The organism is Stenotrophomonas maltophilia (assembly GCF_006970445.1).
GTDB classification, from domain to species: Bacteria; Pseudomonadota; Gammaproteobacteria; order Xanthomonadales; family Xanthomonadaceae; genus Stenotrophomonas; species Stenotrophomonas maltophilia_AU.
On record NZ_CP033877.1, the window covers coordinates 4,130,710 to 4,153,406 of the forward strand.

General features: G+C 66.6%; 26 protein-coding genes and 2 tRNA genes. 10 read left to right on the top strand and 18 right to left on the bottom strand.

Translation table 11 applies throughout. From position 1 onward, the window contains the following. Positions 1–62 precede the first annotated feature (62 nt). From EGM71_RS18910 to EGM71_RS18920, 3 genes are read left to right on the top strand one after another with little or no spacing between them, the layout of a single operon-like run. Positions 63–680 carry a DUF4126 domain-containing protein gene (locus EGM71_RS18910; protein ID WP_005419792.1) on the top strand — a complete coding sequence of 206 codons (618 nt, stop codon included), beginning with the start codon at positions 63–65 and terminating at the stop codon, positions 678–680. A 44-nt stretch (positions 681–724) separates the two neighbouring features. Then, positions 725–2,620, top strand: a complete 1,896-nt coding sequence (locus EGM71_RS18915; RefSeq protein ID WP_188486382.1) for an EAL domain-containing protein — start codon at positions 725–727, stop codon at positions 2,618–2,620. 1 nt (position 2,621) lies between these two features. Then, positions 2,622–4,850 (top strand): hybrid sensor histidine kinase/response regulator, encoded by a 2,229-nt coding sequence (locus EGM71_RS18920; protein WP_188486384.1) that lies wholly within the window; start codon positions 2,622–2,624, stop codon positions 4,848–4,850. 1 nt (position 4,851) lies between these two features. Here the strand turns inward: EGM71_RS18920 and bfr are convergent, their stop codons facing one another. From bfr to EGM71_RS18940, 4 genes are all read right to left on the bottom strand, one after another. Continuing rightward, positions 4,852–5,322: a bacterioferritin gene (gene bfr / locus EGM71_RS18925; RefSeq protein WP_005419804.1), complete on the bottom strand. Its 471-nt coding sequence runs from the start codon at positions 5,320–5,322 to the stop codon at positions 4,852–4,854. Positions 5,323–5,465: 143 nt separating this feature from the next. Further along, positions 5,466–5,675, bottom strand: coding sequence for a (2Fe-2S)-binding protein (locus EGM71_RS18930; protein WP_019336609.1), 210 nt, complete (start codon positions 5,673–5,675; stop codon positions 5,466–5,468). A 100-nt stretch (positions 5,676–5,775) separates the two neighbouring features. Next, complete coding sequence (locus EGM71_RS18935) at positions 5,776–6,078, bottom strand: hypothetical protein (protein ID WP_223224502.1); 303 nt, start codon at positions 6,076–6,078, stop codon at positions 5,776–5,778. Further along, a complete protein-coding gene (locus EGM71_RS18940; protein ID WP_010482644.1) occupies positions 6,078–6,701 on the bottom strand; it encodes an RNA pyrophosphohydrolase in 624 nt (207 codons plus the stop codon). Before EGM71_RS18940 ends, EGM71_RS18935 begins: the two co-directional genes overlap by 1 nt. Positions 6,702–6,822: 121 nt before the next feature. Between EGM71_RS18940 and EGM71_RS18945 the strand changes: the two genes are divergently transcribed. Further along, a tRNA-Met gene (locus tag EGM71_RS18945) sits at positions 6,823–6,899 on the top strand. A gap of 55 nt (positions 6,900–6,954) precedes the next feature. Continuing rightward, a tRNA-Gln gene (locus tag EGM71_RS18950) sits at positions 6,955–7,029 on the top strand. Between the two features lie 313 nt (positions 7,030–7,342). Here the strand turns inward: EGM71_RS18950 and rpsI are convergent. Together rpsI and rplM are read right to left on the bottom strand one after the other, a co-directional pair. Then, a complete protein-coding gene (rpsI, locus tag EGM71_RS18955; protein ID WP_005411311.1) occupies positions 7,343–7,735 on the bottom strand; it encodes a 30S ribosomal protein S9 in 393 nt (130 codons plus the stop codon). Between the two features lie 2 nt (positions 7,736–7,737). Next, positions 7,738–8,166 (bottom strand): 50S ribosomal protein L13, encoded by a 429-nt coding sequence (gene rplM, locus EGM71_RS18960; RefSeq protein WP_005414692.1) that lies wholly within the window; start codon positions 8,164–8,166, stop codon positions 7,738–7,740. A gap of 196 nt (positions 8,167–8,362) precedes the next feature. On the opposite strand from rplM, the gene coq7 reads away from it, so the two are divergent. Beyond that, entirely contained in the window at positions 8,363–9,007 is a 645-nt protein-coding gene (gene coq7, locus EGM71_RS18965; protein WP_188486386.1) for a 2-polyprenyl-3-methyl-6-methoxy-1,4-benzoquinone monooxygenase, read from the top strand. A gap of 110 nt (positions 9,008–9,117) precedes the next feature. On the opposite strand, the gene EGM71_RS18970 is transcribed toward coq7, so the two are convergent. After that, positions 9,118–9,438 (bottom strand): DMT family transporter, encoded by a 321-nt coding sequence (locus EGM71_RS18970; RefSeq protein ID WP_005419816.1) that lies wholly within the window; start codon positions 9,436–9,438, stop codon positions 9,118–9,120. Positions 9,439–9,606: 168 nt separating this feature from the next. Further along, on the bottom strand, positions 9,607–10,401 hold the full coding sequence (gene speD / locus EGM71_RS18975) for an adenosylmethionine decarboxylase (RefSeq protein ID WP_006473908.1): 795 nt from the start codon (positions 10,399–10,401) through the stop codon (positions 9,607–9,609). Positions 10,402–10,550: 149 nt separating this feature from the next. Between speD and crp the strand changes: the two genes are divergently transcribed. Then, positions 10,551–11,240, top strand: coding sequence for a cAMP-activated global transcriptional regulator CRP (gene crp / locus EGM71_RS18980; RefSeq protein ID WP_010482649.1), 690 nt, complete (start codon positions 10,551–10,553; stop codon positions 11,238–11,240). Between the two features lie 62 nt (positions 11,241–11,302). Then, positions 11,303–12,064 carry a sulfite exporter TauE/SafE family protein gene (locus EGM71_RS18985; RefSeq protein WP_188486388.1) on the top strand — a complete coding sequence of 254 codons (762 nt, stop codon included), beginning with the start codon at positions 11,303–11,305 and terminating at the stop codon, positions 12,062–12,064. 117 nt (positions 12,065–12,181) lie between these two features. Here EGM71_RS18985 and EGM71_RS18990 read toward each other — a convergent pair whose 3' ends face one another. The 10 genes from EGM71_RS18990 to EGM71_RS19035 form a co-directional block, all read right to left on the bottom strand. Then, positions 12,182–12,898 carry a haloacid dehalogenase-like hydrolase gene (locus EGM71_RS18990; protein ID WP_075676001.1) on the bottom strand — a complete coding sequence of 239 codons (717 nt, stop codon included), beginning with the start codon at positions 12,896–12,898 and terminating at the stop codon, positions 12,182–12,184. After that, the gene (gene trpC, locus EGM71_RS18995) at positions 12,895–13,689 is read right to left on the bottom strand and encodes an indole-3-glycerol phosphate synthase TrpC (protein ID WP_106550927.1); all 795 of its coding nucleotides are present in this window, start codon (positions 13,687–13,689) and stop codon (positions 12,895–12,897) included. Before trpC ends, EGM71_RS18990 begins: the two co-directional genes overlap by 4 nt. A gap of 74 nt (positions 13,690–13,763) precedes the next feature. Beyond that, a complete protein-coding gene (gene trpD / locus EGM71_RS19000) occupies positions 13,764–14,795 on the bottom strand; it encodes an anthranilate phosphoribosyltransferase (protein ID WP_188486390.1) in 1,032 nt (343 codons plus the stop codon). Positions 14,796–14,811: 16 nt separating this feature from the next. Next, positions 14,812–15,399 carry an anthranilate synthase component II gene (locus EGM71_RS19005; protein ID WP_125895885.1) on the bottom strand — a complete coding sequence of 196 codons (588 nt, stop codon included), beginning with the start codon at positions 15,397–15,399 and terminating at the stop codon, positions 14,812–14,814. 2 nt (positions 15,400–15,401) lie between these two features. Beyond that, a complete protein-coding gene (locus EGM71_RS19010; protein ID WP_188486392.1) occupies positions 15,402–16,181 on the bottom strand; it encodes an SIMPL domain-containing protein in 780 nt (259 codons plus the stop codon). A gap of 67 nt (positions 16,182–16,248) precedes the next feature. Continuing rightward, on the bottom strand, positions 16,249–17,724 hold the full coding sequence (trpE, locus tag EGM71_RS19015; protein ID WP_188486394.1) for an anthranilate synthase component I: 1,476 nt from the start codon (positions 17,722–17,724) through the stop codon (positions 16,249–16,251). A gap of 332 nt (positions 17,725–18,056) precedes the next feature. Beyond that, on the bottom strand, positions 18,057–18,992 hold the full coding sequence (yegS, locus tag EGM71_RS19020; RefSeq protein ID WP_188486396.1) for a lipid kinase YegS: 936 nt from the start codon (positions 18,990–18,992) through the stop codon (positions 18,057–18,059). A 281-nt stretch (positions 18,993–19,273) separates the two neighbouring features. Further along, positions 19,274–19,756 (bottom strand): GNAT family N-acetyltransferase, encoded by a 483-nt coding sequence (locus tag EGM71_RS19025; protein WP_188489911.1) that lies wholly within the window; start codon positions 19,754–19,756, stop codon positions 19,274–19,276. 12 nt (positions 19,757–19,768) lie between these two features. Beyond that, complete coding sequence (rpe, locus tag EGM71_RS19030) at positions 19,769–20,446, bottom strand: ribulose-phosphate 3-epimerase (protein ID WP_134971114.1); 678 nt, start codon at positions 20,444–20,446, stop codon at positions 19,769–19,771. A 29-nt stretch (positions 20,447–20,475) separates the two neighbouring features. Next, positions 20,476–20,805 carry a J domain-containing protein gene (locus tag EGM71_RS19035; RefSeq protein WP_005411327.1) on the bottom strand — a complete coding sequence of 110 codons (330 nt, stop codon included), beginning with the start codon at positions 20,803–20,805 and terminating at the stop codon, positions 20,476–20,478. A 141-nt stretch (positions 20,806–20,946) separates the two neighbouring features. On the opposite strand from EGM71_RS19035, the gene EGM71_RS19040 reads away from it, so the two are divergent. Both EGM71_RS19040 and EGM71_RS19045 read left to right on the top strand, forming a co-directional pair. Continuing rightward, on the top strand, positions 20,947–21,873 hold the full coding sequence (locus tag EGM71_RS19040; protein ID WP_029379835.1) for a phosphoribosylaminoimidazolesuccinocarboxamide synthase: 927 nt from the start codon (positions 20,947–20,949) through the stop codon (positions 21,871–21,873). 214 nt (positions 21,874–22,087) lie between these two features. Then, positions 22,088–22,573, top strand: a complete 486-nt coding sequence (locus EGM71_RS19045) for a DUF962 domain-containing protein (RefSeq protein ID WP_101766200.1) — start codon at positions 22,088–22,090, stop codon at positions 22,571–22,573. Positions 22,574–22,697: the final 124 nt, after the last annotated feature.

The following is a 22,697-nucleotide window of genomic DNA, read 5'->3' on the forward strand; positions in this document are numbered from 1 at the left end:
GTTCAGGCACGCCATCGTCGATAGTGTGGCCCCCTGCACAGTTCCGTCGCCGGAGCACCGCCATGACCGAAGCCCACCTGTTCGTGATCGGCATCCTGCTGGCCTGGCTGGCCGGCATCCGCGTCTACCTCACCGTGTTCGGCGTCGGCCTGGCCGGCCTGCTCGGCTGGGTCGACCTGCCGCCCGCCCTGCAGGCCACCGAATCCTGGTGGGTGCTGGGCACGTCGGCGGCGCTGGCCGTCGCCGAGTTTTTCGCCGACAAGATCCCCGGCGTGGACTCGGTCTGGGACCTGGTACAGACGCTCGCGCGTGTACCCGCCGGCGCATTCCTCGCGGCAGCCACGCTGTCGCCGGATGGCCAGCTGGGCACCGGTGCGCTTGCTGCCGGTGCCGGCGTCGCCCTGGCCAGCCATGGCCTGAAGGCCGGTACCCGCGCCCTGCTCAACACCTCGCCGGAGCCGGCCAGCAACTGGGTCGCCTCTGCGGCCGAAGACACCGTGGTGATCGGTGGACTGGCACTGGCGCTGGCTCACCCGTGGATCGCCCTGATCGTGGTGCTGGCCTGCAGCCTGGCGGGCGCACTGCTGGTGTGGCTGGTCTGGCGCGCACTATGGAAGGGCGTGCGCTGGCTGGCGCGCGGTGCATCGGCAGCACCGCCGGGGCACACCGGTACCGGCTGAGCGCCGGGCTTGTCGCATAATGGACGCGAACACCAGGAGCACCGATGGCCGCAAACGAATCCCCCGCGGGCGCCCGCCCGGGACGCGCTGAAACCCCTCCGGCCGATCATTGGCAACGCTGGACCACCGAGGCGGCAGCCCCCGTCGCGGCTGCACCGATGGTTGCGACGCCATCGCCGGTCGCGGCCGCTGCGCCTGCGCCTGCGCTGGCCAGCAACGCGCCGCCGCCGCTGCCCGGCCCGATCGCACTGGCCGAAGCCGGCAACAACGACCTGGCCCCACCGCCATCGGACTCACCCTACCGCGTGCTGATCGTTGAAGATGATCGTGCGCAGGCCCTGTTCGCGCAGAGCGTGCTGCACGGCGCCGGCATGCAGGCGATCGTGCACAGCGATGCCGACGCTGCGCTGCAGGCGATCAAGGAACACCGCCCCGACCTGATCCTGATGGACCTGCACCTGCCCGGGCTGGACGGCATGCGCCTGACCGCGCTGATCCGCCAGCAGCCCGGCCTGCAGCTGCTGCCGATCGTGTTCCTCAGCGGCGATCCGGATCCGGAGCGCCAGTTCGAAGTGCTCGACAGCGGCGCCGACGACTACCTGAGCAAGCCGATCCGGCCACGCCACCTGATCGCGGCGGTGGCCAACCGCATCCGCCGCGCACGTGCCCAGGCCGCGACCCTGCCCGGCGCCTCCGGCGCACCGGCCACCAGCAATCCGGAAACCGGCCTGCCGACGCGCCACCACGTGCTGCAGCAGCTCAACACCGCTCTCGCCCACCGCGATCAGGGCGGCGTGCTCTTCATCGAAGTGGCCAGCGCGCTGGGACTGCGCGAACGCTATGGCTATGCCGCGTTTGAACGGCTGATGGTGCAGGCCGGGCAGCGCCTGGCCGAAGCCGGCCATCCGCACCTGCTGGCACGCCTAAACGACAACAGCTTCCTGCTGCTGGCCCGCAACACCGACGAGGACGCCCTCGAGGGCATCGCCGCCACCCTGCGCGAGCAGCTGTCGGCACGCGCCTTCGTGATCCGCGACGACGAATCCGTGCACCTGCGCGGCGTGGTCGGCTATGCACCGCTGTCACCGGGCTTCGAGGATGCCAACAGTGCGCTGGAAGCCGTCGAGCGCACCACCCTGCAGGCACGCCTGCTCAGTGCCGGCGTGGCCGGCCATGTGCACCGCCAGGCGGTCACCGAACAGGAACACCTGGCGCTGCTGGAAGGCCAGCTGGAACTGGCCTACCAGCCGATCGTCGCCGTTGCCGGTGGCAACACCGCGCAGTACCAGCTGCTGCTGCGCCTGCGCCAGGCCGACGGCACGGTACTGGCGGCCGGCCAGGTGATTCCGGCCGCCGAAGCGGCTGGCCGCATCGCCGACCTCGACCAGCAGGTGATGGACCATGCGCTGGGCCTGCTGGATCTGTACCGGCACGCGACGCAGCCGCTGAACCTGTTCGTCTCGCAGTCGCTGCGCACTCTGCAGCGCGATGCCTTCGCCGACTGGCTGCTGGAATCGCTGCAGCAGCGCGACCTGCCCGGCAGTGCGCTGGTGATCGACGTCCGCCTGCCCGACGCACTGATCCACACCGTCCCGCTGCAGCAGTTCTGCCAGCGCATGGCCGGTGCCGGGGTGCGCTTCTGCCTGAGCCAGTTCGAACCCAGCGGCGAGGCCGATGCACTGCTGACCCAGCTGCCGCTGTCATTCGTGCGCATGGCTGCGCGCTTCTCCAGCAGCCATTCCAATCCGGCGGCGCGCGAGGAACTGCGCAAGGCGATCGAACAGGCCCATGCCGCCGGGCTGCAGATCATCGGCCAGCAGATCGAGGATCCGCAGGCTGCAGCGGCGATGTGGGTCGGCGGCGTCGACTACATCCAGGGCAACATGGTGCAGTCGGCCGGCAGCGACCTGAACTTCGACTTCCACAACGCGGTGCTCTGACGTGCCGCTGTGGGGCGTGCTGCTGGTTGCCCTTGCCGCGGCCGCCATCGCGCTGATGGTGTTGGGCCTGCGGCTGCGCGCGCGCAACCATGCGCTGGCGCAGCTGCAGCGCACGCACAGCACACTGTCCGCCGAACGCGACCAGTTGCGCCGTACCACCGAGCGCCAGGGCCAGCTGGAACAACAGCTGCTGCAGGCCAAGCAGGCCGCCGAGGCGGCCGTGCTGGCCAAGGGCGAGTTCCTGGCCACGATGAGCCACGAGATCCGCACCCCGCTCAACGGCATCCTGCCGATGCTGGAACTGATCGCGCGCGGGCCACTGGGCGAGGACCAGCGGCAGATGCTGGCCACCGCCTCGGCCAGCTCGCAGCAGCTGCTGCGCATCGTCGACGACATCCTCGACTACTCCCGGCTGGAAGCACAGGCGCTGGAACTGGAAATCACCAGCTTCAACCTGCGCGATCTGCTCGATGGCGTGGTGCAGCTGATGCAGCGGGCCGCCGACTCCAAGGGCCTGGCCCTGGGCCTGCAACTGGATCCATCGGTGCGCCTGCCGGTGCGCGGCGACCCGGTGCGCCTGCGCCAGGTGCTGAGCAACCTGCTGGCCAACGCCATCAAGTTCACCGCCCGCGGCCAGGTGCAGCTGCGCGTGCTGCGGCTGGGCGAAGGTGCCGCGCAGCACCAGCTGCGTTTCGAGATCATCGATACCGGCATCGGCATCGATGACACGCTGCAGGCGCGCCTGTTCCAGTCCTTCAGCCAGGCCGACGCATCCACCACCCGCATCTACGGCGGCACCGGCCTGGGTCTGGCCATCTGCAAGCGCATCATCGACCTGATGCACGGGCAGATCGGCGTGCAGTCCACGCCGGGCCAGGGTGCTACGTTCTGGTTCGAGATCCCGCTGCTGAAAGTCCCTGGCGACCTGCCGGCGATGGCGCGCACACCGGCACCGCTGCTGCTGTTCAGTGCCGACGCAACGTTGCAGGCACGCATCGAGCGCATCGCCGCCCACCATGGGCTGCAGGTGCAGGTGCTGGCGCAGCTGGATGCCGTGGTCGAGCGCCTGCGCGCTCCCGCGCGGCCCGGGCAACCGGCGCCGGCATGGTTGCTGGTCGATGCCCGCGCACGCCGCAACGGTGAGGCCACGTTGCAGCTGGCACTGGGTGAACGCGGTGACGACGATGCACTGCAGGTGCTGTGGCTGCAGGATGAAGCGCTTCCGCAACGCCCGCGTCAGCGCCAGCTGCCCTCGCACTTCGACGATGCGGCCCTGCATGCACTGCTGGCTGTACCGGCCGCCCCTGCCCGCCCCGCTGCGCTGCTGGTCAGCGCGGACGACGAGCAACCGGCTGCCACGCTGCCGCCGCTGCATCTGCGCGTGCTGCTGGTGGAAGACAATACGGTCAACCGGATGGTGGCCGAGCAGCTGCTGCGGGTGTTCCAGTGCGAAGTGCGCAACGCCGCCGATGGCGAGCAGGCACTGGCCGCCCTCCGCCAAGGCGGCGTGGACATCGTGCTGATGGATTGCCAGATGCCGGTGCTGGACGGCTACACCGCCACGCGCCACTGGCGTGCCGAAGAAGCGGAAACCGGGCGTGCGCGACTGCCGATCATCGCGATGACGGCCAATGCCATGGCTGGCGACCGCGAACGCTGCCTGCAGGCCGGTATGGACGATTACCTGTCCAAGCCGATCGCGCGCGCCACGCTGCATGCGCTGCTGCAGCGTTGGGGTGGCGGTAACGCTGCATCACCGGCACGGCCTTCTGTGGAGCCAAGCCATGCCGTGCCGACATCCAATGGCAGTCGCGCTCCATCCGCCGGGCATGGCCCGGTGCTGCAAGGCACGGAGAGTCCAGCGACACCGAAACCGGTGCTCGACCGCACTGTGCTGGATGAACTGCACGCGGTGATCGGCGACGCTGCCACCCAGATCGTTACGGTCTTTCTTGAAGATGCGCCGGTCATGGTGCAGCAGTTGCAACTGGCCGCGCAGAACGGCGATGAACCGCGCATGCAGGCTGTTGCGCACAGCCTGAAATCATCGAGCGCGAACGTGGGGGCGTTGTCGCTGTCGGCGATCGCGCAGCGGATCGAACACGAAGCGCGTAGTGGCAGCCTGCAGCGCCCCGCGGTGGCGGTGGCGCTGCTGGTTGCGGAATTCGCCCGGGCGCGCGTTGCACTGACGGGCTACCTGGCACAGCATCGCGCCGGCCAGGGCGGCTGACTCACTCTTCCAGCTTGCTCAGCAGGTACTTCGGCTCGCCGATGCGCTCGATCAGGTCGAGCTGGGTTTCCAGCCAGTCGATGTGCTCTTCTTCCGAGTCGAGGATCTTCACGAACAGCTGGCGGCTGACATAGTCGCCAACCGAATCGGAATAGGCCACGGCCTCGCGCAGGGTGACCACGCCATCGCGTTCCAGCGACAGGTCGCACTGCAGGATCTCGGTCGGGTTCTCGCCGATGCGCAGCTTGCCCAGCGCCTGGAAGTTCGGCAGGCCTTCGAGGAACAGGATGCGGTCGGCAAGCATGTCGGCATGCTTCATCTCGTCGATCGATTCCTTGTACTCGTGTTCGGCCAGTTCCTTGATGCCCCAGTTCTTCAGCATCTTGGCGTGCAGGAAGTACTGGTTGATCGCGGTCAGCTCGTTGTAGAGGACCTTGTTGAGGAATTCGATGACCTTGGTGTCGCCCTTCATGGGGGTGCTCCTGCACGCTGAAAACGCAGGCACTTTAACGCCTTGCGTGCGGTCGTGAAGGAACGCGAATCGTGCGCATTGGCCTGCGCGGCCGCACGTGAAGGATGCGAAAGCGCGGCGTCAACGCGCCGCGAACAGGATGCTCAGGCGACCTGGGCCAGGCCCAATACCGGCAGCGGCAGGTCGTGGGTCGCACGTGCCTTGGCCAGCAGGTCGCCGGCCATGTCCAGGCAGGAACCGCAGGTGGCGCCACAACCGGTACGCATGGTCAGTTCGGCCACCGTGCTGACGCCATTGCTGGCGGCTTCGCGGATCTGGTGGTCGGTGACTCCGTTGCAGATGCAGACGTACACAGGCGTGAACCGGGCTGACAGGCCAAGAGTGGCCTGTTGGCTATTCCAATGGAAACGAGAATGGTTGTCAATCAGAGACCTGAACCATTCTCGATACGGTTCAGAGTGCAATGGAATACAACAGGGCCAGCACCGGCGTACTGAAGAAGATGATCAACCAGTGCGGGCCACCGCCTGCCGCCCTGAGGCGCAGCAGGTAGTCCGCCAGATACAGGGCACCGGCACAGTTGGCCAGAGTGAGGACCAGGCCCAGCCCAAGCGGGATCGTTGCGCTGCCGCCAAGCACCACCACGCCCATTGCCATCCAGGGCAGGCCGGCCAGCCGGACAGCCAGGGCCTGCTGGAAATACCCGGCGGGGACGCGTTGTGACGGATCGGCCCGCGGTCTGCGCGGCGTCCCCATCAAACCGCCCCCGGCTCACCCTTGGCCTTGCGCGGCCAGTACCCCCCGCGCTTGGGCGTGCGCTTGCGGGGCCTGTCGTGGCCGGCCGCGTGGCCCGGCATCCAGGCCTCCGCGGCGCTCTTGGGCATGGCGGTGACGCCCTGCCCGGCCACCCCACGCGCCAACGGCGCCAGATGTCGCAGAGCGCGCGCATAGACGCCACGCTTGAACATCACCACGTGCTCCACCGGGTACCAGAAGTCCACCCAGCGCCAGTGGTCGAACTCGGGCGAGTCGGTATGGTCCAGCTGCACATGCGATTCGTCGCCGGTCAGGCGCAGCAGGAACCAGACCTGCTTCTGGCCGATGCAGACCTGCCGCTCATTGCGGCGGATGGCCCGCGCCGGCAGCTTGTAGCGCAGCCAGCCGGGCGTGGCCCCGAGCACTTCCACGTGCTCAGGCAGCAGGCCGGTCTCTTCCTGCAGTTCACGATACATGGCCTCGACAGGCGTCTCGTCGGTATTCATGCCACCCTGCGGGAACTGCCAGCCGTCCCGGCGCACACGTCGTGCCCAGAACACCTGGCCGTCCTGCCGCATCAGCACGATGCCGACGTTCGGTCGATAGCCGTCCGGATCGATCACGATGCGGACTCCTAAGAAAATCTACTGGTCGGGACTATCCCATGCCCTCTGTCGGCCCACAAGCACGACACAAAAGTGTTGACAGGGTCGATACACATCCGCAGAATAGCGGGCTCACCAAGGCTATGTAGCTCAGCCGGTTAGAGCACAGCACTCATAATGCTGGGGTCGGTGGTTCGAGTCCACCCATAGCCACCACACTGAAAATCAAGTTGTTTTTCAGCGTGAAAAGTGAGAAAATCGTTGCACGTTTTGCCCCGTCGCCAAGCGGTAAGGCACCTGACTCTGACTCAGGCATTCGGTGGTTCGAATCCATCCGGGGCAGCCAAACAAAAAAGAAAAAAGCCTGATCGAAAGATCAGGCTTTTTTCTTTTTTGCTTGGTCACGCATCCCACCTGATCCCCGCGCCTGTCGGCGCACCCCCTTGAACATCAAGAGGGCTCTCCTCCAGAGAGGGGCCCGGGGTCGGATCCTTTTCTGCACGATCCCATCCTGATGACATGCGACGCCCCGGGTAGTGCCGGCCGCTGGCCGGCAATCCGGAAATGCCCCACCCCAGAACGACAAAAGCCCGGCCGAAGCCGGGCTTTTGCTTTTCCAACCAGCGGGCCCCCGAAGGAGCCCAACCAGGCGCGGTAAATCAGCGCTTGGAGAACTGGGTGGCGCGGCGGGCCTTGTGCAGACCGACCTTCTTACGCTCGACTTCACGGGCGTCACGGGTCATGAAGCCGGCCTTGCGCAGCTCGGACTTCAGGGTTTCGTCATACTCGACCAGAGCACGGGCGATGCCCAGACGGATCGCACCGGCCTGGCCGGTGGTGCCGCCGCCAGCGGCGGTGACCAGGATGTCGAAGCTTTCGGTGTTCTTGGTCAGCTCGAGCGGCTGGCGCACGATCATGCGCGCGGTCTCACGACCGAAGAACTCGTCCAGCGGACGACCGTTGACGGTGATGTTGCCCGAACCCTTGCGCAGGAACACGCGAGCGGTGGAGGACTTGCGGCGGCCAGTGCCGTAGTTTTGAGTGATAGCCATGATTAGATATCCAGAACCTGCGGCTGCTGTGCGGCGTGCGGATGCTCAGTGCCGGCGTAGACCTTGAGCTTGCGGTACATCTGGCGACCCAGCGGGCCCTTCGGCAGCATGCCCTTGACGGCGATCTCGATCACGCGCTCCGGGTGGCGCTCCAGCGCCTGGGCCAGGGACTCGGTCTTCAGGTTGCCGATGTAACCGGTGAAACGGTGATACATCTTGTCCTGCAGCTTCTTGCCGGTGACGGCAATCTTTTCTGCATTGATGACGACCAGGTAGTCGCCGGTATCAACGTGGGGGGTGTAGACCGGCTTGTGCTTGCCACGCAGACGGCGGGCCAGCTCGGTGGCGAGACGGCCCAGGGTCTTGCCCTCGGCGTCGACGAGGTACCAGTCGCGCTGGACGGTCTCGTTCTTGGCAGTGAAAGTGCTCATGAAGAACTCTAGGTTAGGTCGGGCTCATTGCGGCGAACGACTCGCCGGAACTCTGCCACGCGTTGTGAAAGGTGAAGCGTAAGAGGCGGGATTGTACGCAGGTCAAGCCCCCGGTGCAAGCTGGCCCTGCCCCGGGTTGGCAGGGGGCCGGAGCCGGGCGAGAATCGAGGGGTCTTCCGCCCCACCGCGTACCGCCATGACCGTGCTCCGCCAGACCACACCGCTGGACCACCTGCTGACCGAGGCGCAGCGCGCCCTGGACACGGTGTTCGGCAACCCTCCGGCGGCCCGCCCCTACCCGGCAGCAGACACCGATGAGCCGGGCATGGACAGCGCCGAGCGCCGCCACGCGGCCGGCCTGATGCGGATCAACCACGTCGGCGAGGTCTGCGCACAGGGCCTCTATTTCGGCCAGGCGGCCGTGGCCCGCGATCCGGCCACGCGTGAACACCTGCTGGAAGCGGCCCAGGAAGAAACCGACCACCTGGCCTGGTGCGCGACCCGGCTGGGCGAGCTGGACAGCCGTCCCAGCCTGTTCAACCCGCTGTGGTATGCCGGCAGCTACACCATCGGCACCCTCGCCGGCCTGCGTGGCGACGGCTGGAACCTGGGCTTCGTGGTCGAGACCGAACGCCAGGTGGAAGCCCACCTGGACGAGCACCTGGTCGATCTGCCGGCCGGCGACCTGCGCAGCCGCGCCGTCATCCAGGTGATGAAGGAAGACGAGGCCCGCCATGCGGAGCACGCCGAACAGGCCGGTGCACGCCGCCTGCCATTCCCGATCCCAGGCGCAATGGCGCTGGCCTCCAAAGTGATGAAGACCATCGCCTACCGGCTGTAGCCGCGACACGGGGTCGGCTGTGACCGCCCGGTAGTGCCGGCCGCTGGCCGGCAACCACGCAGGCTCCGCGGAAGATCAGGAGGTTGCCGGCCAGCGGCCGGCACTACCGATCAGTTCGGCGAGACCAGCTTCAGGCCGATCACACCGGCCACGATCAAGCCCACGCAGGCCAGGCGGGCCGGCGACGCACTGTCGTTGAACAGGTAGATGCCGAGCACGGCCACGCCCATGGCACCGATGCCGGTCCAGATCGCATAGGCGGTGCCGACCGGGATGCTCTTCATCGCCTGGCTCATCAGGTACAGGCTGATCAGGGCAGATACCACCGTGGCAACGGTGGGCAGGGGTTTACTGAAGCCTTCGGAGTACTTCATTCCGAGGGCGAAACCGATCTCGAACAGGCCGGCCAGCAGCAGGTAGATCCAGGGCATGGGTGGGGGCTCCTTACCTTTTTTGAGAAAAACGAAACGGCCCGGTGTTTTCACACCGGGCCGTGGGTCGGTACATCACCGTGGAACCATATCGTTTGCGCGACACCAGTTCCACGGGGCGGGGCGTCCCGCCTGGGCGGCGATGCCTGCAGGCATCGCGCATGGGGCTTACTCGGACAGGTTCCGGCCGTGGAACAGCTCTTCGATCTCGCGCTTGAGCAGCGCTTCGATCTTCATGCGTTCCTTGAACGACAGGTTCTTGGCCTTTTCCTCGAACAGGTACTGGTCCAGGTCGAAGTCCTTCAGGTGCATCTTCGTGTGGAAGATGTTTTCCTGGTAGACGTTGACGTCGAACATCTCGTAACGCGACTTGATGTTCTTGGCCAGGAAGTTCTGGATCGAGTTGATCTTGTGATCGATGTAATGCTTCTTGCCCTTCACATCGCGGGTGAAGCCACGGACACGGTAGTCCATGATCACGATGTCCGATTCCAGGCTCTCGATCAGGTAGTTCAGGGCCTTCAGCGGCGAAATGACGCCACAGGTGGCCACGTCGATGTCCGCGCGGAACGTCGCGATACCTTCCTGCGGATGGGTTTCCGGGTAGGTATGGACAGTGATGTGGCTCTTGTCCATGTGCGCGACCACGGCGTCGGAGATCAGCTCCTTGCCGGCCTGCTTCTTGTCGATCACCGGTTCTTCGGAGATCAGGATGGTCACCGAGGCACCCTGCGGGTCGTAGTCCTGGCGGGCCACGTTCAGGATGTTGGCGCCGATGATCTCGGCGACATCGGTCAAGATTTGAGTCAGCCTGTCGGCGTTGTACTCTTCATCGATGTATTCAATGTAACGCTGACGCTCCTCTTCGGTGCGCGCGTAACACACGTCATAGATGTTGAAGCTCAGCGCCTTGGTGAGGTTGTTGAAACCCTGCAGCCTCAGGCGAGGCAACGGCTTGACCACGGCGGTCGATTCCTGTGTAAGAAGGGAAAGGAGGAATTATGGGGCAAACTGCCCTCGGGGGGAACGTGAAGACGCAAGAGTTCTGGCACACTGTTTGCCCTTAACAATTGCGCTGGTTAAGCTCCGCTATCGACCCCGTGAATCCGTTCATGCGCAGAGGGAGCGCCCCTATCGTGTCAACCGTGCGCCTAGCTAGCAGTCCACTGGCCCTGGATATCGCCACCATCGATCGTTTCCTGGCGCACAGCCACAGGCGGCGATATCCCACCCGTACCGACGTCTTCCGACCCGGTGACCCGGCGGGAACCCTGTATTACGTCATCAGCGGCTCGGTTTCGATCATGGCCGAGGAAGATGACGATCGCGAGCTTGTGCTGGGCTACTTCGGTGCCGGCGAGTTCGTCGGCGAGATGGGCCTGTTCGTCGAATCGGACCGCCGCGAGGTGATCCTGCGGACCCGTACCGCCTGCGAGCTGGCTGAAATCAGCTACGAGCGCCTGCATCAGCTGTTCCTCGGCCCGCTGTCGGCCGATGCCCCGCGCCTGCTGTATGCGCTGGGCCAGCAGATTTCCAAGCGCCTGCTCGATACCAGCCGCAAGGCCAGCCGCCTGGCATTCCTGGACGTTACCGATCGGATCGTGCGCACCCTGCACGACCTGGCGCAGGAGCCGGAAGCCATGAGCCATCCGCAGGGCAGCCAGCTGCGCGTCTCGCGCCAGGAACTGGCACGCCTGGTCGGCTGCTCGCGCGAAATGGCCGGCCGCGTGCTGAAGAAGCTGCAGACCGACGGCCTGCTGCATGCCCGCGGCAAGACCGTGGTGCTGTACGGCACCCGTTGACCGTTGAGCACCCGGTGGGTGCGGACCTTGGTCCGCACCTCTTCGCGCGCTAGGCTCGGTTCATGGAACTGAGCAGCGCATTCTGGTGGTTCATCCTCATCGGCCTCGGCGCACAGCTGGTGGACGGCGCCTTGGGCATGGCGTTCGGCCTGGTGTCGTCGTCGGTGATGCTGGCCATGGGCATTCCACCCGCACAGGCCAGCGCCGCCATCCATACCGCGGAAGTGTTCACCACGGGCGCCTCCGGCGTGTCGCATCTGGTCGCCGGCAATGTCGATAAGCGCTTGTTCCTGCGCCTCGCGCTGCCCGGCGCGGTGGGTGGCGCCGTGGGTGCCTACGGCCTGACCCAGCTGCCCGGCGAGGTGATCCGCCCGCTCATCTATCTCTACCTGCTGGTGCTGGCGATCATCATCCTGGCCCGCGCCGCCGGCCGCCTGATGCCCAAGGGGGAGGTCAAGCGGGTGCCCGTGCTGGGCTTCGTGGCTGGCTTCCTGGATGCCAGCGGCGGCGGCGGCTGGGGGCCGGTGGCCACCTCCACCCTGCTGGCCCGCGGCGGCCAGGCGCGCACCACCATCGGCACGGTGAACGCGGCCGAGTTCGTGGTCACCCTGACGGTTTCAGCAACGTTCCTGCTGTCGATGGGACTGCATCACCTGCAGATCGTGGCCGGCCTGCTGATCGGCGGCATGATGGCCGCTCCGGTGGCCGCTCTGCTGGTGAAGCGCCTGAAGGAGCGCTGGGTACTGGTGGCCGTCGGCGTGCTGGTACTGGGCATCAGCCTGTTCCAGATCGGCCACGCGGTGTACGGGCACCTGGGGCGCTGAGCGTTTGCCGGCCAGCGGCCGGCACTGCCGGAACGGAGGCGGGTAGTGCCGGCCGCTGGCCGGCAGATCCGTCATCCTGCGATGGGGTCAGAGCCCCTACGGGGATCTGACCCCGGGTTACGCCTTGTCGCCGCCGCGGTCCACGCAACCCCAGTTGAGGATGCGGGTGCCAGCCGGCAGCACGCGGCGGAAGAAGTCCACCCGGCCCGGCTTCGGGTTCACCACCACCGGCGCCTTGGCCGCCAGCAGCAGCGGCAGATCGGCGGTGCTGTCGGAATACGCGATATCGATATCGCCATAGCCGCGCTCGCGCAGCATGCGCATCTTCTCTTCGTTGTGGCAGTGGCGGGTCGGGCCAACGCCGCCCAGCCGCGGACCGACTTCGGTACCGATCACTGGCACATCCTGGTGGGCCACGAAGGCCAGGATCGCCCGCGCCAACTCCGGCGGCGCGCCGGTGGCCACCACCACGCGGTCGCCCTTGGCGCGGTGCGCGGCGAACACCTCCAGCGCCTGCGGCAGCAGCTTGGCGCGCATCTGCGCCTGGTTGCGCAGCACGTAGGCGTCGATGACCTTGTTGAAGTCACGCGCACGGTGCAGGCCGAAGCTGCCGATCCACACATAGACCGAGATGCCCGCGCGACGGGTCGGCAGCATCGCCACCATCGGCCCGGCGATCGGCGTGACCAGCAGCGCCGCCAGCATGCGCAACGGGTTGCGCTTGATCAGCGAGGCGAACAGGTGGGTGCCTGAATCGCCGTCGTAGAGGGTGTGGTCGAAGTCGAAGACCACCAGCGGCGCATCCTCGCGCGGCGTCGGATAGTGCGTTGTCATGCCGCGAAGAATAGCTGACGCAGGCCCTCGCCCGGCTCTTCCACGCGCATGAAGGCCTCGCCGACCAGGAAGGCATGGATGCCGGCATCGCGCATCAGCGCCACGTCCTGCGGCCCGAGGATGCCGCTTTCGGTCACCAGCAGGCGGTCACGCGGCACCGCCTTCTGCATGTCCAGCGTAGTCTGCAGCGACACCTCGAACGTGCGCAGGTTGCGGTTGTTGATGCCGATCATCGGCGCCGGCACCTGCAGCGCGCGCTCCAGCTCATCGATGTCGTGCACTTCCACCAGCACGTCCATGCCCAGCGACAGCGCCAGTTCGGACAGCGTGGCCAGCTGGGTGTCGTCCAGCGCAGCCACGATCAACAGGATGCAGTCGGCGCCCAGCACGCGTGCCTCGTACACCTGGTAGGCATCGATCACGAAGTCCTTGCGCAGCACCGGCAGCGTGCACGCCTCGCGCGCCTGCTGAAGGTAGGCGTCGGCCCCCTGGAAGAAGTCCACGTCGGTCAGCACCGACAGGCAGCTGGCACCCCCGAATTCGTAGCTGACCGCGATGTCGGCCGGGCGGAAATCCGGGCGGATGACGCCCTTGGAGGGGCTGGCCTTCTTCACTTCGGCAATCACCGCGGGGTCGCCGTTGGCCACCGCCGCCTGCAACGCGCGCACGAAGCCACGTACCGGCGGGGCGCTGGCCACGGCGGCCTGCAGCTCCTCGAGCGGGCGCTGGGCGCGGCGCTGGGCCACTTCTTCGGCCTTGCGGGCCAGGATCGTCTGCAGGATGTCGCTCATCGTCTTCGGTTCGGTGCGGGGGCGGTGAGGACGGCCATTATCGGCCATCGACGGGGTCAGGCTGAACCGCGCGCTCAGGCAACCAGCGCGCGGGTGGTCTCAACATACTGCTGCAGGCGCTGGCGGGCGCTGCCATTGGCGATGGCGGCACGGGCGCGGGCCAGGCCGTCGCCGATGTCGCTGGCCACGCCGGCCACGTACAGGGCGGCGCCGGCGTTCAGCGCCACGATGTCCAGTGCCGGGCCCGGGGTGTTGTCCAGCACCGCACGCAGCATCTGGATGGACTGCTCCGGGCTGTCCACGCGCAGGTTGCGGCTGGCCGACATGGCGATGCCGAAGTCTTCCGGGTGGATCTCGTACTCGCGCACCTTGCCGTCGCGCAGCTCGCCCACCAGGGTGCCGGCGCCCAGCGAGATCTCATCCATGTTGTCGCGGCCCCAGACCACCATGGCGCGCTCGGTGCCCAGCTCGCGCAGCACGCGCGCCTGGATACCCACCAGATCGGGATGGAACACGCCCATCAGCACCGACGGGGCGCTGGCCGGGTTGGTCAGCGGGCCGAGGATGTTGAAGATGGTGCGCACGCCCATCTCGCGGCGGACCGGCGCGACCACCTTCATCGACGGATGATGGATCGGCGCGAACATGAAGCCGATGCCGGTCTGTTCGATCGCAGCGGCCACCTGCGCCGGCTGCAGCTCGATGGCCGCACCCAGTGCTTCCACCGCATCGGCGCTGCCAGATTTGGACGACACGCTGCGGTTGCCGTGCTTGGCCACGCGCGCACCGGCCGCGGCCGCGACGAACATCGCGCAGGTGGAGATGTTGAAGGTATGCGAGCCATCGCCACCGGTGCCGACGATGTCGACCAGGTGGGTGCTGTCGGCCACCGGCACCGCCAGCGCGAACTCGCGCATGACCGTGGCCGCGGCAGCGATCTCGTCGATGGTTTCCTTCTTCACGCGCAGGCCGGTGAGGATGGCGGCGGTCATCATCGGCGACACGTCGCCGCGCATGATCTGCCGCATCAGGTCGACCATTTCGTCGAAGAAGATTTCGCGGTGCTCGATGGTGCGTTGCAGGGCTTCCTGGGGGGAGAAGCTCATGGGAATGCTCCTTGGATCAGGCCGCCGGACGCTGCAGGAAATTGCGCAGTAGGGCGTGGCCGTGTTCGGTGAGGATGGACTCGGGGTGGAACTGCACGCCCTCCACCGGGAACTGGCGGTGGCGCAGGCCCATGATCTCTTCGATCGAGCCGTCGTCGTTCTCGGTCCAGGCGGTCACTTCCAGCACCTCGGGCAGGCTGTTCTTGTCCACCACCAGCGAGTGGTAGCGGGTGGCCTGGTAACGGTCCGGCAGGCCGGCGAACACGCCCTTGCCTTCATGGCGGATCGGCGAGGTCTTGCCGTGCATGATGTTGCCAGCACGGATCACGGTGCCGCCGTAGACCTGGCCGATGCCCTGGTGGCCCAGGCACACGCCGAGGATCGGCGTGGTCGGGCCCAGGCGCTGGATGAGTTCCAGCGACACGCCCGCTTCATTGGGCGTGCACGGGCCGGGCGAAATGACGATGCGCTCGGGCTTCTGCGCGGCGATCTCGTCCACGCTCATCGCATCATTGCGCACCACCTTCACCTCGGCGCCCAGCGTCTGCAGGTACTGCACGAGGTTGTAGGTGAAGCTGTCGTAGTTGTCGATCATCCACAACATGGTCAGGTTCCGTCGCTTATCAGGAAAATGGCGTATACGTTTTCGGTGTAGGTGATGGGGCCGGCTTCAATGGACTCCGGTGCACCGGGCGCAGGTGCCGAGGCCGGTGCATAGCTGCCGGTCACCGAGATCCTGTCCAGATACTCACCATCCTCGCCCGGCTGCGGCCATTGCCCGGCCTGGATGCCGTAGGCGAAGTCCGGCGCCACATCGGAGATGCTGTACAGGCCACGCACTTTTGTTCCATAGGCCTTGGCCAGGCCCTGCGCGGACTCGCGGGTCTTGGCCGCTGCCTCGCCCTTGAGTTCGCGTCGCAGCACCACTTCGCCCGAATAGGTCGGGGCCACGCTGCTGACCTGCACGTTCTCGTTGGCCTTCAGCGCACCCAGCACGTCCTGCATCGCCTTCACGCTGGCGAAGCTGGCACGCAGCTGGCGCGACACGCGGGTGCCGATGAAGACCTGCCGGTTCTGCTCATAGCGCGTCGCCGGGCCGATCCGCAGGTTGTCCGCACGCACGCTGCCCTCCACCGCCTTGTTCTGCTTGAACAGCGCCAGCGCGCGGGCAACGTTGTCCTGCACGCGGCGCCGCGCCGCATCGGCGTCCATGTCGGTCTCTTCGATGTTCAACTGCAGGCCGAACCGGTCAGGCATCACCTCGCGGCGCGCCTCGCCCTTCACCAGCAGGTGCGGCTGCGAGGGAATGGTGTTGGCCTGCGCCCACGCAGACGGGGCCATCGTGGCCAGCAGTGACGACCACAGCAATGCGCTCAGCAGCTTCATGCGGTACTCCTTGTCTTGAATGGGAACAGCGGAAGGTGCCGCGGCGCAGGCCACGGCACGGGGAGCATCACAGGCCCTTGGCGGCCTGGGCGACGGCGCGGAACAGCGCGCGGCCCTTGTTCATCGTCTCGTCCCATTCCTTGTCCGGGTCCGAGTCGTAGACGATGCCGGCACCGGCCTGCACGTACAGGCGGCCATCCTTGATCACTGCGGTGCGGATCGCGATCGCGGTATCGGCATCGCCGTGCCAGCCGATGTAGCCGATGCTGCCGGCGTAGACATTGCGCTTGATCGGTTCCAGCTCGCGGATCACTTCCAGCGCGCGGATCTTCGGCGCGCCGCTGACCGTGCCGGCCGGGAACGTGGCGCGCAGCACGTCGGCATAGCTCAGGCCCGCCTGCAGCTGCCCGGTCACTTCGCTGACGATGTGCATGACGTGGCTGTAGCGCTCGATCACGAACTGCTCGCCCACTTCCACGGTGCCCGCCTTGGACACGCGACCGGCATCGTTGCGGCCGAGGTCGATCAGCATCAGGTGCTCGGCGCGTTCCTTCGGATCGGCCAGCAATTCGGCTTCCAGCGCCAGGTCCTGCTCAACGGTGGCACCGCGCGGGCGGGTACCGGCGATCGGGCGCACGGTGACTTCGCCATCCTGCAGGCGCACCAGGATTTCCGGTGAGGAACCGACTACCTGCAGGTCGCCGACATCCAGGAAATACATGTACGGCGACGGATTCAGTGCACGCAGCGCGCGGTACACATCCACCGGGCGCGCCTTGAACGGCACGCTCAGGCGCTGGCTGAGCACCACCTGGAAGATGTCACCGGCGCGGATGTACTCCTTGCTGCGCTGGACCGCATCGACGAAGCCTTCGCGGGTGAAACCGGAAACGAAATCGGACTCGTCCAGCACGTCGCTGTTGAGCGGCGCCGGGTAGCCGGCGCCCGGTGCACGCAGCTTCGCGGTCAACGCATCCAGGCGCGCCTGCGCCTGCTCGAAGGCGCCGTCGACGCGCGGGTCGGCATGCACGATCAGGTACAGCCGGCCCTTGAGGTTGTCGAACACCGCCAGTTCGTTGGAATCGAGCAGCAGGATGTCCGGGGTACCCAGTTCATCGCGGCCGGCCGGCGGGGCCAGGCGCGGCTCGATGTAGCCGATGCACTCGAAGCCGAACCAGCCGACCAGGCCACCGGTGAAGCCCGGCAGGCCTTCCAGCTTCGGCACCGAGTGGGCGCTGCGCAGCGCCTCGACTTCGGCGAACGGGTCGGCCACCTCGCGGGTGTCCACCACCTGGCCGTCTTCGCGCACGGTCAGCGTGTGGCCATGGAAGGCATACACGCGGCGCGCCGGCAGGCCGATGATCGAGTAACGACCAAAGCGCTCGCCGCCTTCGACGGATTCAAACAGGTAGGTATTGGGGCCGTCGGCGAGCTTCAGATAGACCGAAAGCGGCGTGTCCAGGTCGGACAGCACTTCACGGACGACGGGAATATGGGTATGGCCTTCAGCGGCCTGCAGCTGAAACTGAGCGTGCGAGTTCAAGACGACTTTCCTTCCGGGACACAGCGTTATGGGGGCGGACGACGGCAACGGGCCACCATCGCCACCAACGGCGTGCGGAAGAAAGGGTATGCGGGGTCGTCAGGCTGGACACCCCTTGACTGTATCGCAGCTTGGACGGGAGGGGAACCCTGTGAAACTGAACCACGACAAGCACGGGGCCGATGGCGGGGACCTGTGGCGGCGACCGGCGCGGGAACCGGTAGAGTCGACTGTTAGTCGACTGCTCTTCGTCCCGACGGCGTAAAACCCCCCGCGCTACGCGCGCAAGTCGACTGACAGTCGACTCTACCCTTCGCCCCTATCGGTCGGCTCTACCCCTGCCCAGCCAGCAACGGGCAGTCGGCCGGCAGATGCATCCTCACCCTGCCCGGCACGCACTCGACGCGGAAGTGACGGGCCTGCACGGGCTCGCCGTCCAGGTTGAGCGTCAACGGGCGCTCGGATTCCACCTGCAGCCACGGCAGGCGCGCGCGCGTCGCCAGCTGTTCCAGCGCGGCCTGGGTACCGGACTTCAGCATCTGGCCAAGCGTGGCGGTGACTTCACCTTCCAGCTCCGGAAGCACCGTCACGTCCAGCTGCCCGTCATCGATCAGTGCCTGTGGGCACAACTGCTGGCCACCACCGGCCTGGCGGCCATTGCCGATACCGAGTGCGATGAAGTCGCCTTGCCACGCGAAATCCGGGCCCGACAGCCGCGCATTGATCGGCTCGATCCGCCCCAGCTTTGCAATGCCGGTAATCACGTAGGCCAGCCCGCCCAGCATCTTCTTCAAGCCGGCATCGGTCTCCACCGTCACCTGCGTGCCGAAGCCCCCGCTGGCAAGATTGGCACACCACCAGGGCGTGCCATCGGCGTCTACACGCAACAGGTCGACGGCACGCGGCGCCGCCTGCGAGATCAATGCGAAGGCCTCCTTCGGCGCGGCCGGGATACCGGCCGAGGTGGCGAAATCGTTGGCGGTCCCCATCGGAATCAGTGCCAGTGATGGCAGCGCATCCGCCGGTTCCTCGCGATGCGCCAGCGTTTCTGCAACCGCGCTGAGCGTGCCATCGCCACCGGCGGCCACGATCACGTCCACGCCATGATCGATGGCCTCGGCTACGTAGCGCTCGGCGTCGCCGTCCTCCCAGGTCACCCGCACGTCCAGCTGCACGCCCTGCCCGCGCCAATGGCCGACGGCGTCGCGCAGCTCATCGTTGCCTGCGGATTTGCCATTGAGGATCAGGCGCCAGCGCGGGGTGGTCATGCAGAGCTTCCAGGACGGGGCGGCACAGGCTAGCAATGCGCCGTTTGTCCGCAGTGAATGTCACGCAGGTGTCATTCAGCTGCTGGAGAATGGAAGGCCATAGCAGGGACGATGGATGGAGGCAGGATCAGCCTCCCACGCATGCAGCAAGGCCACGCCAGTGATTGGCGTGGCTTTTTTTTGGGGTGCGCAGGGAGTCCGAACCAAGGTTCGCACCCACCGGGTTGCGGTTCGCACCCACCCGGTTGGTAGATCCACGCCATGCGTGGATGCACTTCGCTTCAGCCGTTGGCGAAATCGTGCAGCGCCTGGCCCTGCAACCGGTACACGGTCCACTCGTCCTGCGGCGTGGCGCCAACGGCGGTGTAGAACTCGATGGCCGGGGTGTTCCAATCCAGCACCGACCATTCGAAGCGGCCGCAACCCTCGGCCACGGCCTGGCGCGCGATGTACTTCAGCAGCGCCTTGCCAGCGCCTGCGCCGCGCTTTTCCTGGCTGACATACAGGTCTTCCAGGTAGATGCCCTTGCGGCCCAGCCAAGTCGAATAGTTGTAGAAATACACGGCGTAGCCGATGGCCTCGCCGTCGGCTTCGCAGATCAGCGCGCGCGCCGTGGCATCTGCACCGAACAGGCTCTCGGCGATGCCGATCTCATCGGTCTGCACCGAATGCTCGGCCTTCTCGTAGATCGCCAGCTCACGGATGAAATGCAGGATCAGGCCGGCGTCGGCCACGGTGGCCGGGCGGATGTTCAACAGGGCCACCGTGCTCATGGCTCAGCCCCGCGCCGCAGCGACGTTGGCGCGCATCTGCGCGATCACGTCCTGGTAGCTGGTCTTGGCGTTGAAGATGGCCGAACCGGCGACGAAGGTATCGGCACCGGCGGCAGCGATCTCACCGATGTTGTCGGCCTTCACGCCACCGTCGATCTCCAGGCGGATGTCCTTGCCGCTGGCATCGATCATCTTGCGCACCACCTTCAGCTTGTCCAGCGCCGAGGGGATGAAGGCCTGGCCGCCGAAGCCCGGGTTGACCGACATCAGCAGCACCAGGTCCAGGTCATCCAGCACCCAGTCGAGGATGTCCACCGGGGTGGCCGGATTGAGCACGATGCCCGGCTTGCAGCCCAGCGAACGGATCAGCTGGATGGTGCGGTGCACGTGACGGCTCGCCTCCGGATGGAAGCTGATGTAGGTGGCACCGGCCTCGGCGAAGTCCGGGATGATGCGGTCCACCGGCTCGACCATCAGGTGCACGTCGATCGGCGCGGTGACGCCGTGCTTGCGCAGCGCCTGGCAGACCATCGGGCCGATGGTCAGGTTCGGCACGTAGTGGTTGTCCATCACGTCGAAGTGGACCCAGTCCGCACCGGCAGCGAGGACGTTGTCGACTTCCTCGCCGAGGCGGGCGAAGTTGGCGGACAGGATGGAGGGGGCGATGAGGCAGTGGGACATGGCCGGGCCTTGCAACGAGGGGAAAGGGGTCAGCGCTTGCGCAGGGTCTTGATGCGGTCGTAGGCGGCATTGATGCGCCGCGACTTCTGCTCGGCCTGCTGCTGCAGCTCGGGGGCGGCGCCGCCAAGCTTGTCGGGGTGGTACTGCGAGATCAGCTTGCGATAGGCGCGCTCGACCTCGGCATCGGTGGCCTCGGAGGTCAGCCCCAGCTCCCGGTACGGGTTCTCCTTGTTCAGGCGGAACCAGTCCGAATCGAAGGCATGGCCGATCAGCAGGCCGACCACCGCGCCGAACAGCGGATTGGGCCGGAACAGCAGGGCGCCGGCGATGAATCCGAGCAGTTTTCCGTACCAGCGCATGGCGCTCCGGGGTCGACCGACGAAATGGACGCTCATTTTACGTCACAGCGGGCCCGGACGGCTTTACACTAGGCCGCCCGCTGGTCAGCGGGCCCGCCGGGTCCGTTGGGCAGCCGTATCGACAACGCCCCAGGAGTGCCCGTGCCAACCACGCTGTTGCAATCCGATCTCCCCGGCCTGCCCTTGCGCCACCGCGGCAAGGTGCGTGATGTGTTCGATATCCCGCGCGAGCGGCTGCCTGCAGGGACCCCGCCGGGCGATTACCTGCTGATGGTGGCCACCGATCGCCTGTCGGCGTTCGACGTGGTCCTGCCCGACCCGATCCCGGGCAAGGGCGAAATGCTCTGCCAGGTGTCCAATTTCTGGTTCGCCAAGACCGCGCACCTGATGCCCAACCACCTGACCGGCATCGACGTGGCCAGCGTGCTGCCCGAGGGCGTGGACCCGGCCCTGTACGCCAAGCGTGCGGTGGTCACCCGCAAGCTGAAGCCGGTGCCGGTGGAAGCGATCGCCCGCGGCTACCTGATCGGCAGCGGCTGGAAGGATTACCAGCGCACCGGCAAGGTCAGCGGTATCGACCTGCCCGACGGCCTGCGCCAGGCCGAACAGCTGCCCGAGCCGATCTTCACCCCCTCGACCAAGGCCGCCGTGGGCGACCATGACGAGAACATCGATTTCGACGCAATGGTGAAGCAGGTCGGTGCGGACCTGGCCGAGCGCGTGCGCGACGCCACCCTGCGCATCTACAAGTTCGCCGCTGATTACGCCCGCGAGCGCGGCATCATCCTGGCCGACACCAAGTTCGAGTTCGGTACCGACGCCGATGGCCGCCTGTACATCATGGACGAGATGCTGACGCCGGATTCCTCGCGTTACTGGCCGGCCGACGAGTACGAAGTGGGCACCAGCCCGCCGAGCTACGACAAGCAGTTCGTGCGTGACTACCTGGAGACGCTGGACTGGGGCAAGACCGCGCCGGGCCCGACCATTCCGGCCGAAATCATCGAGCGCACCCGCGCCAAGTACGCCGAGGCGCTGCAGCGCCTGGCCGGGATCAGCGTCGACTGATCCACCTGCGCCCCCGGCCTGGCCGGGGGCGTTCTGAATGCGATAGTGCCGGCCGCTGGCCGGCAACCTCAGCGAACACCTGCAGCCAGGCATGGCCTGGCTCTACGACGGTTGCCTGGGGTAGTGCCGGCCGCTGGCCGGCAACCTCGGTGAACACCTGCAGCCAGGCATGGCCTGACTCTACTGACGGGTCCGGCGGGAGTATGCTGGCCGCATGCAGACATCCACCGAGCTTGCGCGGCCGATCGACCGCTATTTCGCCAGCTACTCCGACGACCACCGCAATGTGATCAACCAGCGCATCCACGTGGTGGCTGTACCGGCGATCCTGTGGTCGGTGGTGGCCCTGCTGTGGTGCCTGCCACCGCTGATCACCTGGTTCCAGTACGGCATCTGGTCGGCGTTCGCGATGTTCAGCGCCTGGTGCTTCTACAACAAGCTGTCGCGCCCGCTGGGCATCGGCATGCTCATCCAGTTCTTCGTGTTCGGCTGCCTGTGCCGCCTGCTGGAGGCCGAGATCGGCCTGCATGCCCTGCGCTGGCTGGCGGTGGGGGTGTTCGTGGTGGCCTGGATCGCGCAGTTCATCGGCCACAAGTTCGAGGGCCGCAAGCCCAGCTTCCTGACCGACCTGACCTACCTGCTGATCGGCCCGGCCTGGGTGATGGCCAAGTTCTACCGCAAGCTCGACTGGCGCTATTGATCTGCCGGCGGCCGACAGCGGCCGTCGTTTCCTGAACGGGCGGATTCCATCACCCACACTCCACGGCGGCCCTGCCAGCCTGCGCCGGTGACTCGCTCCCCGCTTCCCGCCCGTCGATGGCAGC

What these genes read in the sequence shown, in the direction of transcription:
- EGM71_RS18910 (WP_005419792.1), top strand. Translation starts at nt 63, where the DNA reads ATGACCGAAGCCCACCTGTTCGTGATCGGCATCCTGCTGGCCTGGCTG.
- EGM71_RS18915 (WP_188486382.1), top strand. Translation starts at nt 725, where the DNA reads ATGGCCGCAAACGAATCCCCCGCGGGCGCCCGCCCGGGACGCGCTGAA.
- bfr (WP_005419804.1), bottom strand. Translation starts at nt 5,322, where the DNA reads ATGAAGGGCGACACCAAGGTCATCGAATTCCTCAACAAGGTCCTCTAC.
- EGM71_RS18935 (WP_223224502.1), bottom strand. Translation starts at nt 6,078, where the DNA reads ATGGGGACGCCGCGCAGACCGCGGGCCGATCCGTCACAACGCGTCCCC.
- rpsI (WP_005411311.1), bottom strand. Translation starts at nt 7,735, where the DNA reads ATGGCTATCACTCAAAACTACGGCACTGGCCGCCGCAAGTCCTCCACC.
- rplM (WP_005414692.1), bottom strand. Translation starts at nt 8,166, where the DNA reads ATGAGCACTTTCACTGCCAAGAACGAGACCGTCCAGCGCGACTGGTAC.
- coq7 (WP_188486386.1), top strand. Translation starts at nt 8,363, where the DNA reads ATGACCGTGCTCCGCCAGACCACACCGCTGGACCACCTGCTGACCGAG.
- EGM71_RS18970 (WP_005419816.1), bottom strand. Translation starts at nt 9,438, where the DNA reads ATGCCCTGGATCTACCTGCTGCTGGCCGGCCTGTTCGAGATCGGTTTC.
- crp (WP_010482649.1), top strand. Translation starts at nt 10,551, where the DNA reads ATGCGCAGAGGGAGCGCCCCTATCGTGTCAACCGTGCGCCTAGCTAGC.
- EGM71_RS18985 (WP_188486388.1), top strand. Translation starts at nt 11,303, where the DNA reads ATGGAACTGAGCAGCGCATTCTGGTGGTTCATCCTCATCGGCCTCGGC.
- EGM71_RS18990 (WP_075676001.1), bottom strand. Translation starts at nt 12,898, where the DNA reads ATGACAACGCACTATCCGACGCCGCGCGAGGATGCGCCGCTGGTGGTC.
- trpC (WP_106550927.1), bottom strand. Translation starts at nt 13,689, where the DNA reads ATGAGCGACATCCTGCAGACGATCCTGGCCCGCAAGGCCGAAGAAGTG.
- trpD (WP_188486390.1), bottom strand. Translation starts at nt 14,795, where the DNA reads ATGAGCTTCTCCCCCCAGGAAGCCCTGCAACGCACCATCGAGCACCGC.
- EGM71_RS19005 (WP_125895885.1), bottom strand. Translation starts at nt 15,399, where the DNA reads ATGTTGTGGATGATCGACAACTACGACAGCTTCACCTACAACCTCGTG.
- EGM71_RS19010 (WP_188486392.1), bottom strand. Translation starts at nt 16,181, where the DNA reads ATGAAGCTGCTGAGCGCATTGCTGTGGTCGTCACTGCTGGCCACGATG.
- yegS (WP_188486396.1), bottom strand. Translation starts at nt 18,992, where the DNA reads ATGACCACCCCGCGCTGGCGCCTGATCCTCAATGGCAAATCCGCAGGC.
- rpe (WP_134971114.1), bottom strand. Translation starts at nt 20,446, where the DNA reads ATGTCCCACTGCCTCATCGCCCCCTCCATCCTGTCCGCCAACTTCGCC.
- EGM71_RS19035 (WP_005411327.1), bottom strand. Translation starts at nt 20,805, where the DNA reads ATGCGCTGGTACGGAAAACTGCTCGGATTCATCGCCGGCGCCCTGCTG.
- EGM71_RS19045 (WP_101766200.1), top strand. Translation starts at nt 22,088, where the DNA reads ATGCAGACATCCACCGAGCTTGCGCGGCCGATCGACCGCTATTTCGCC.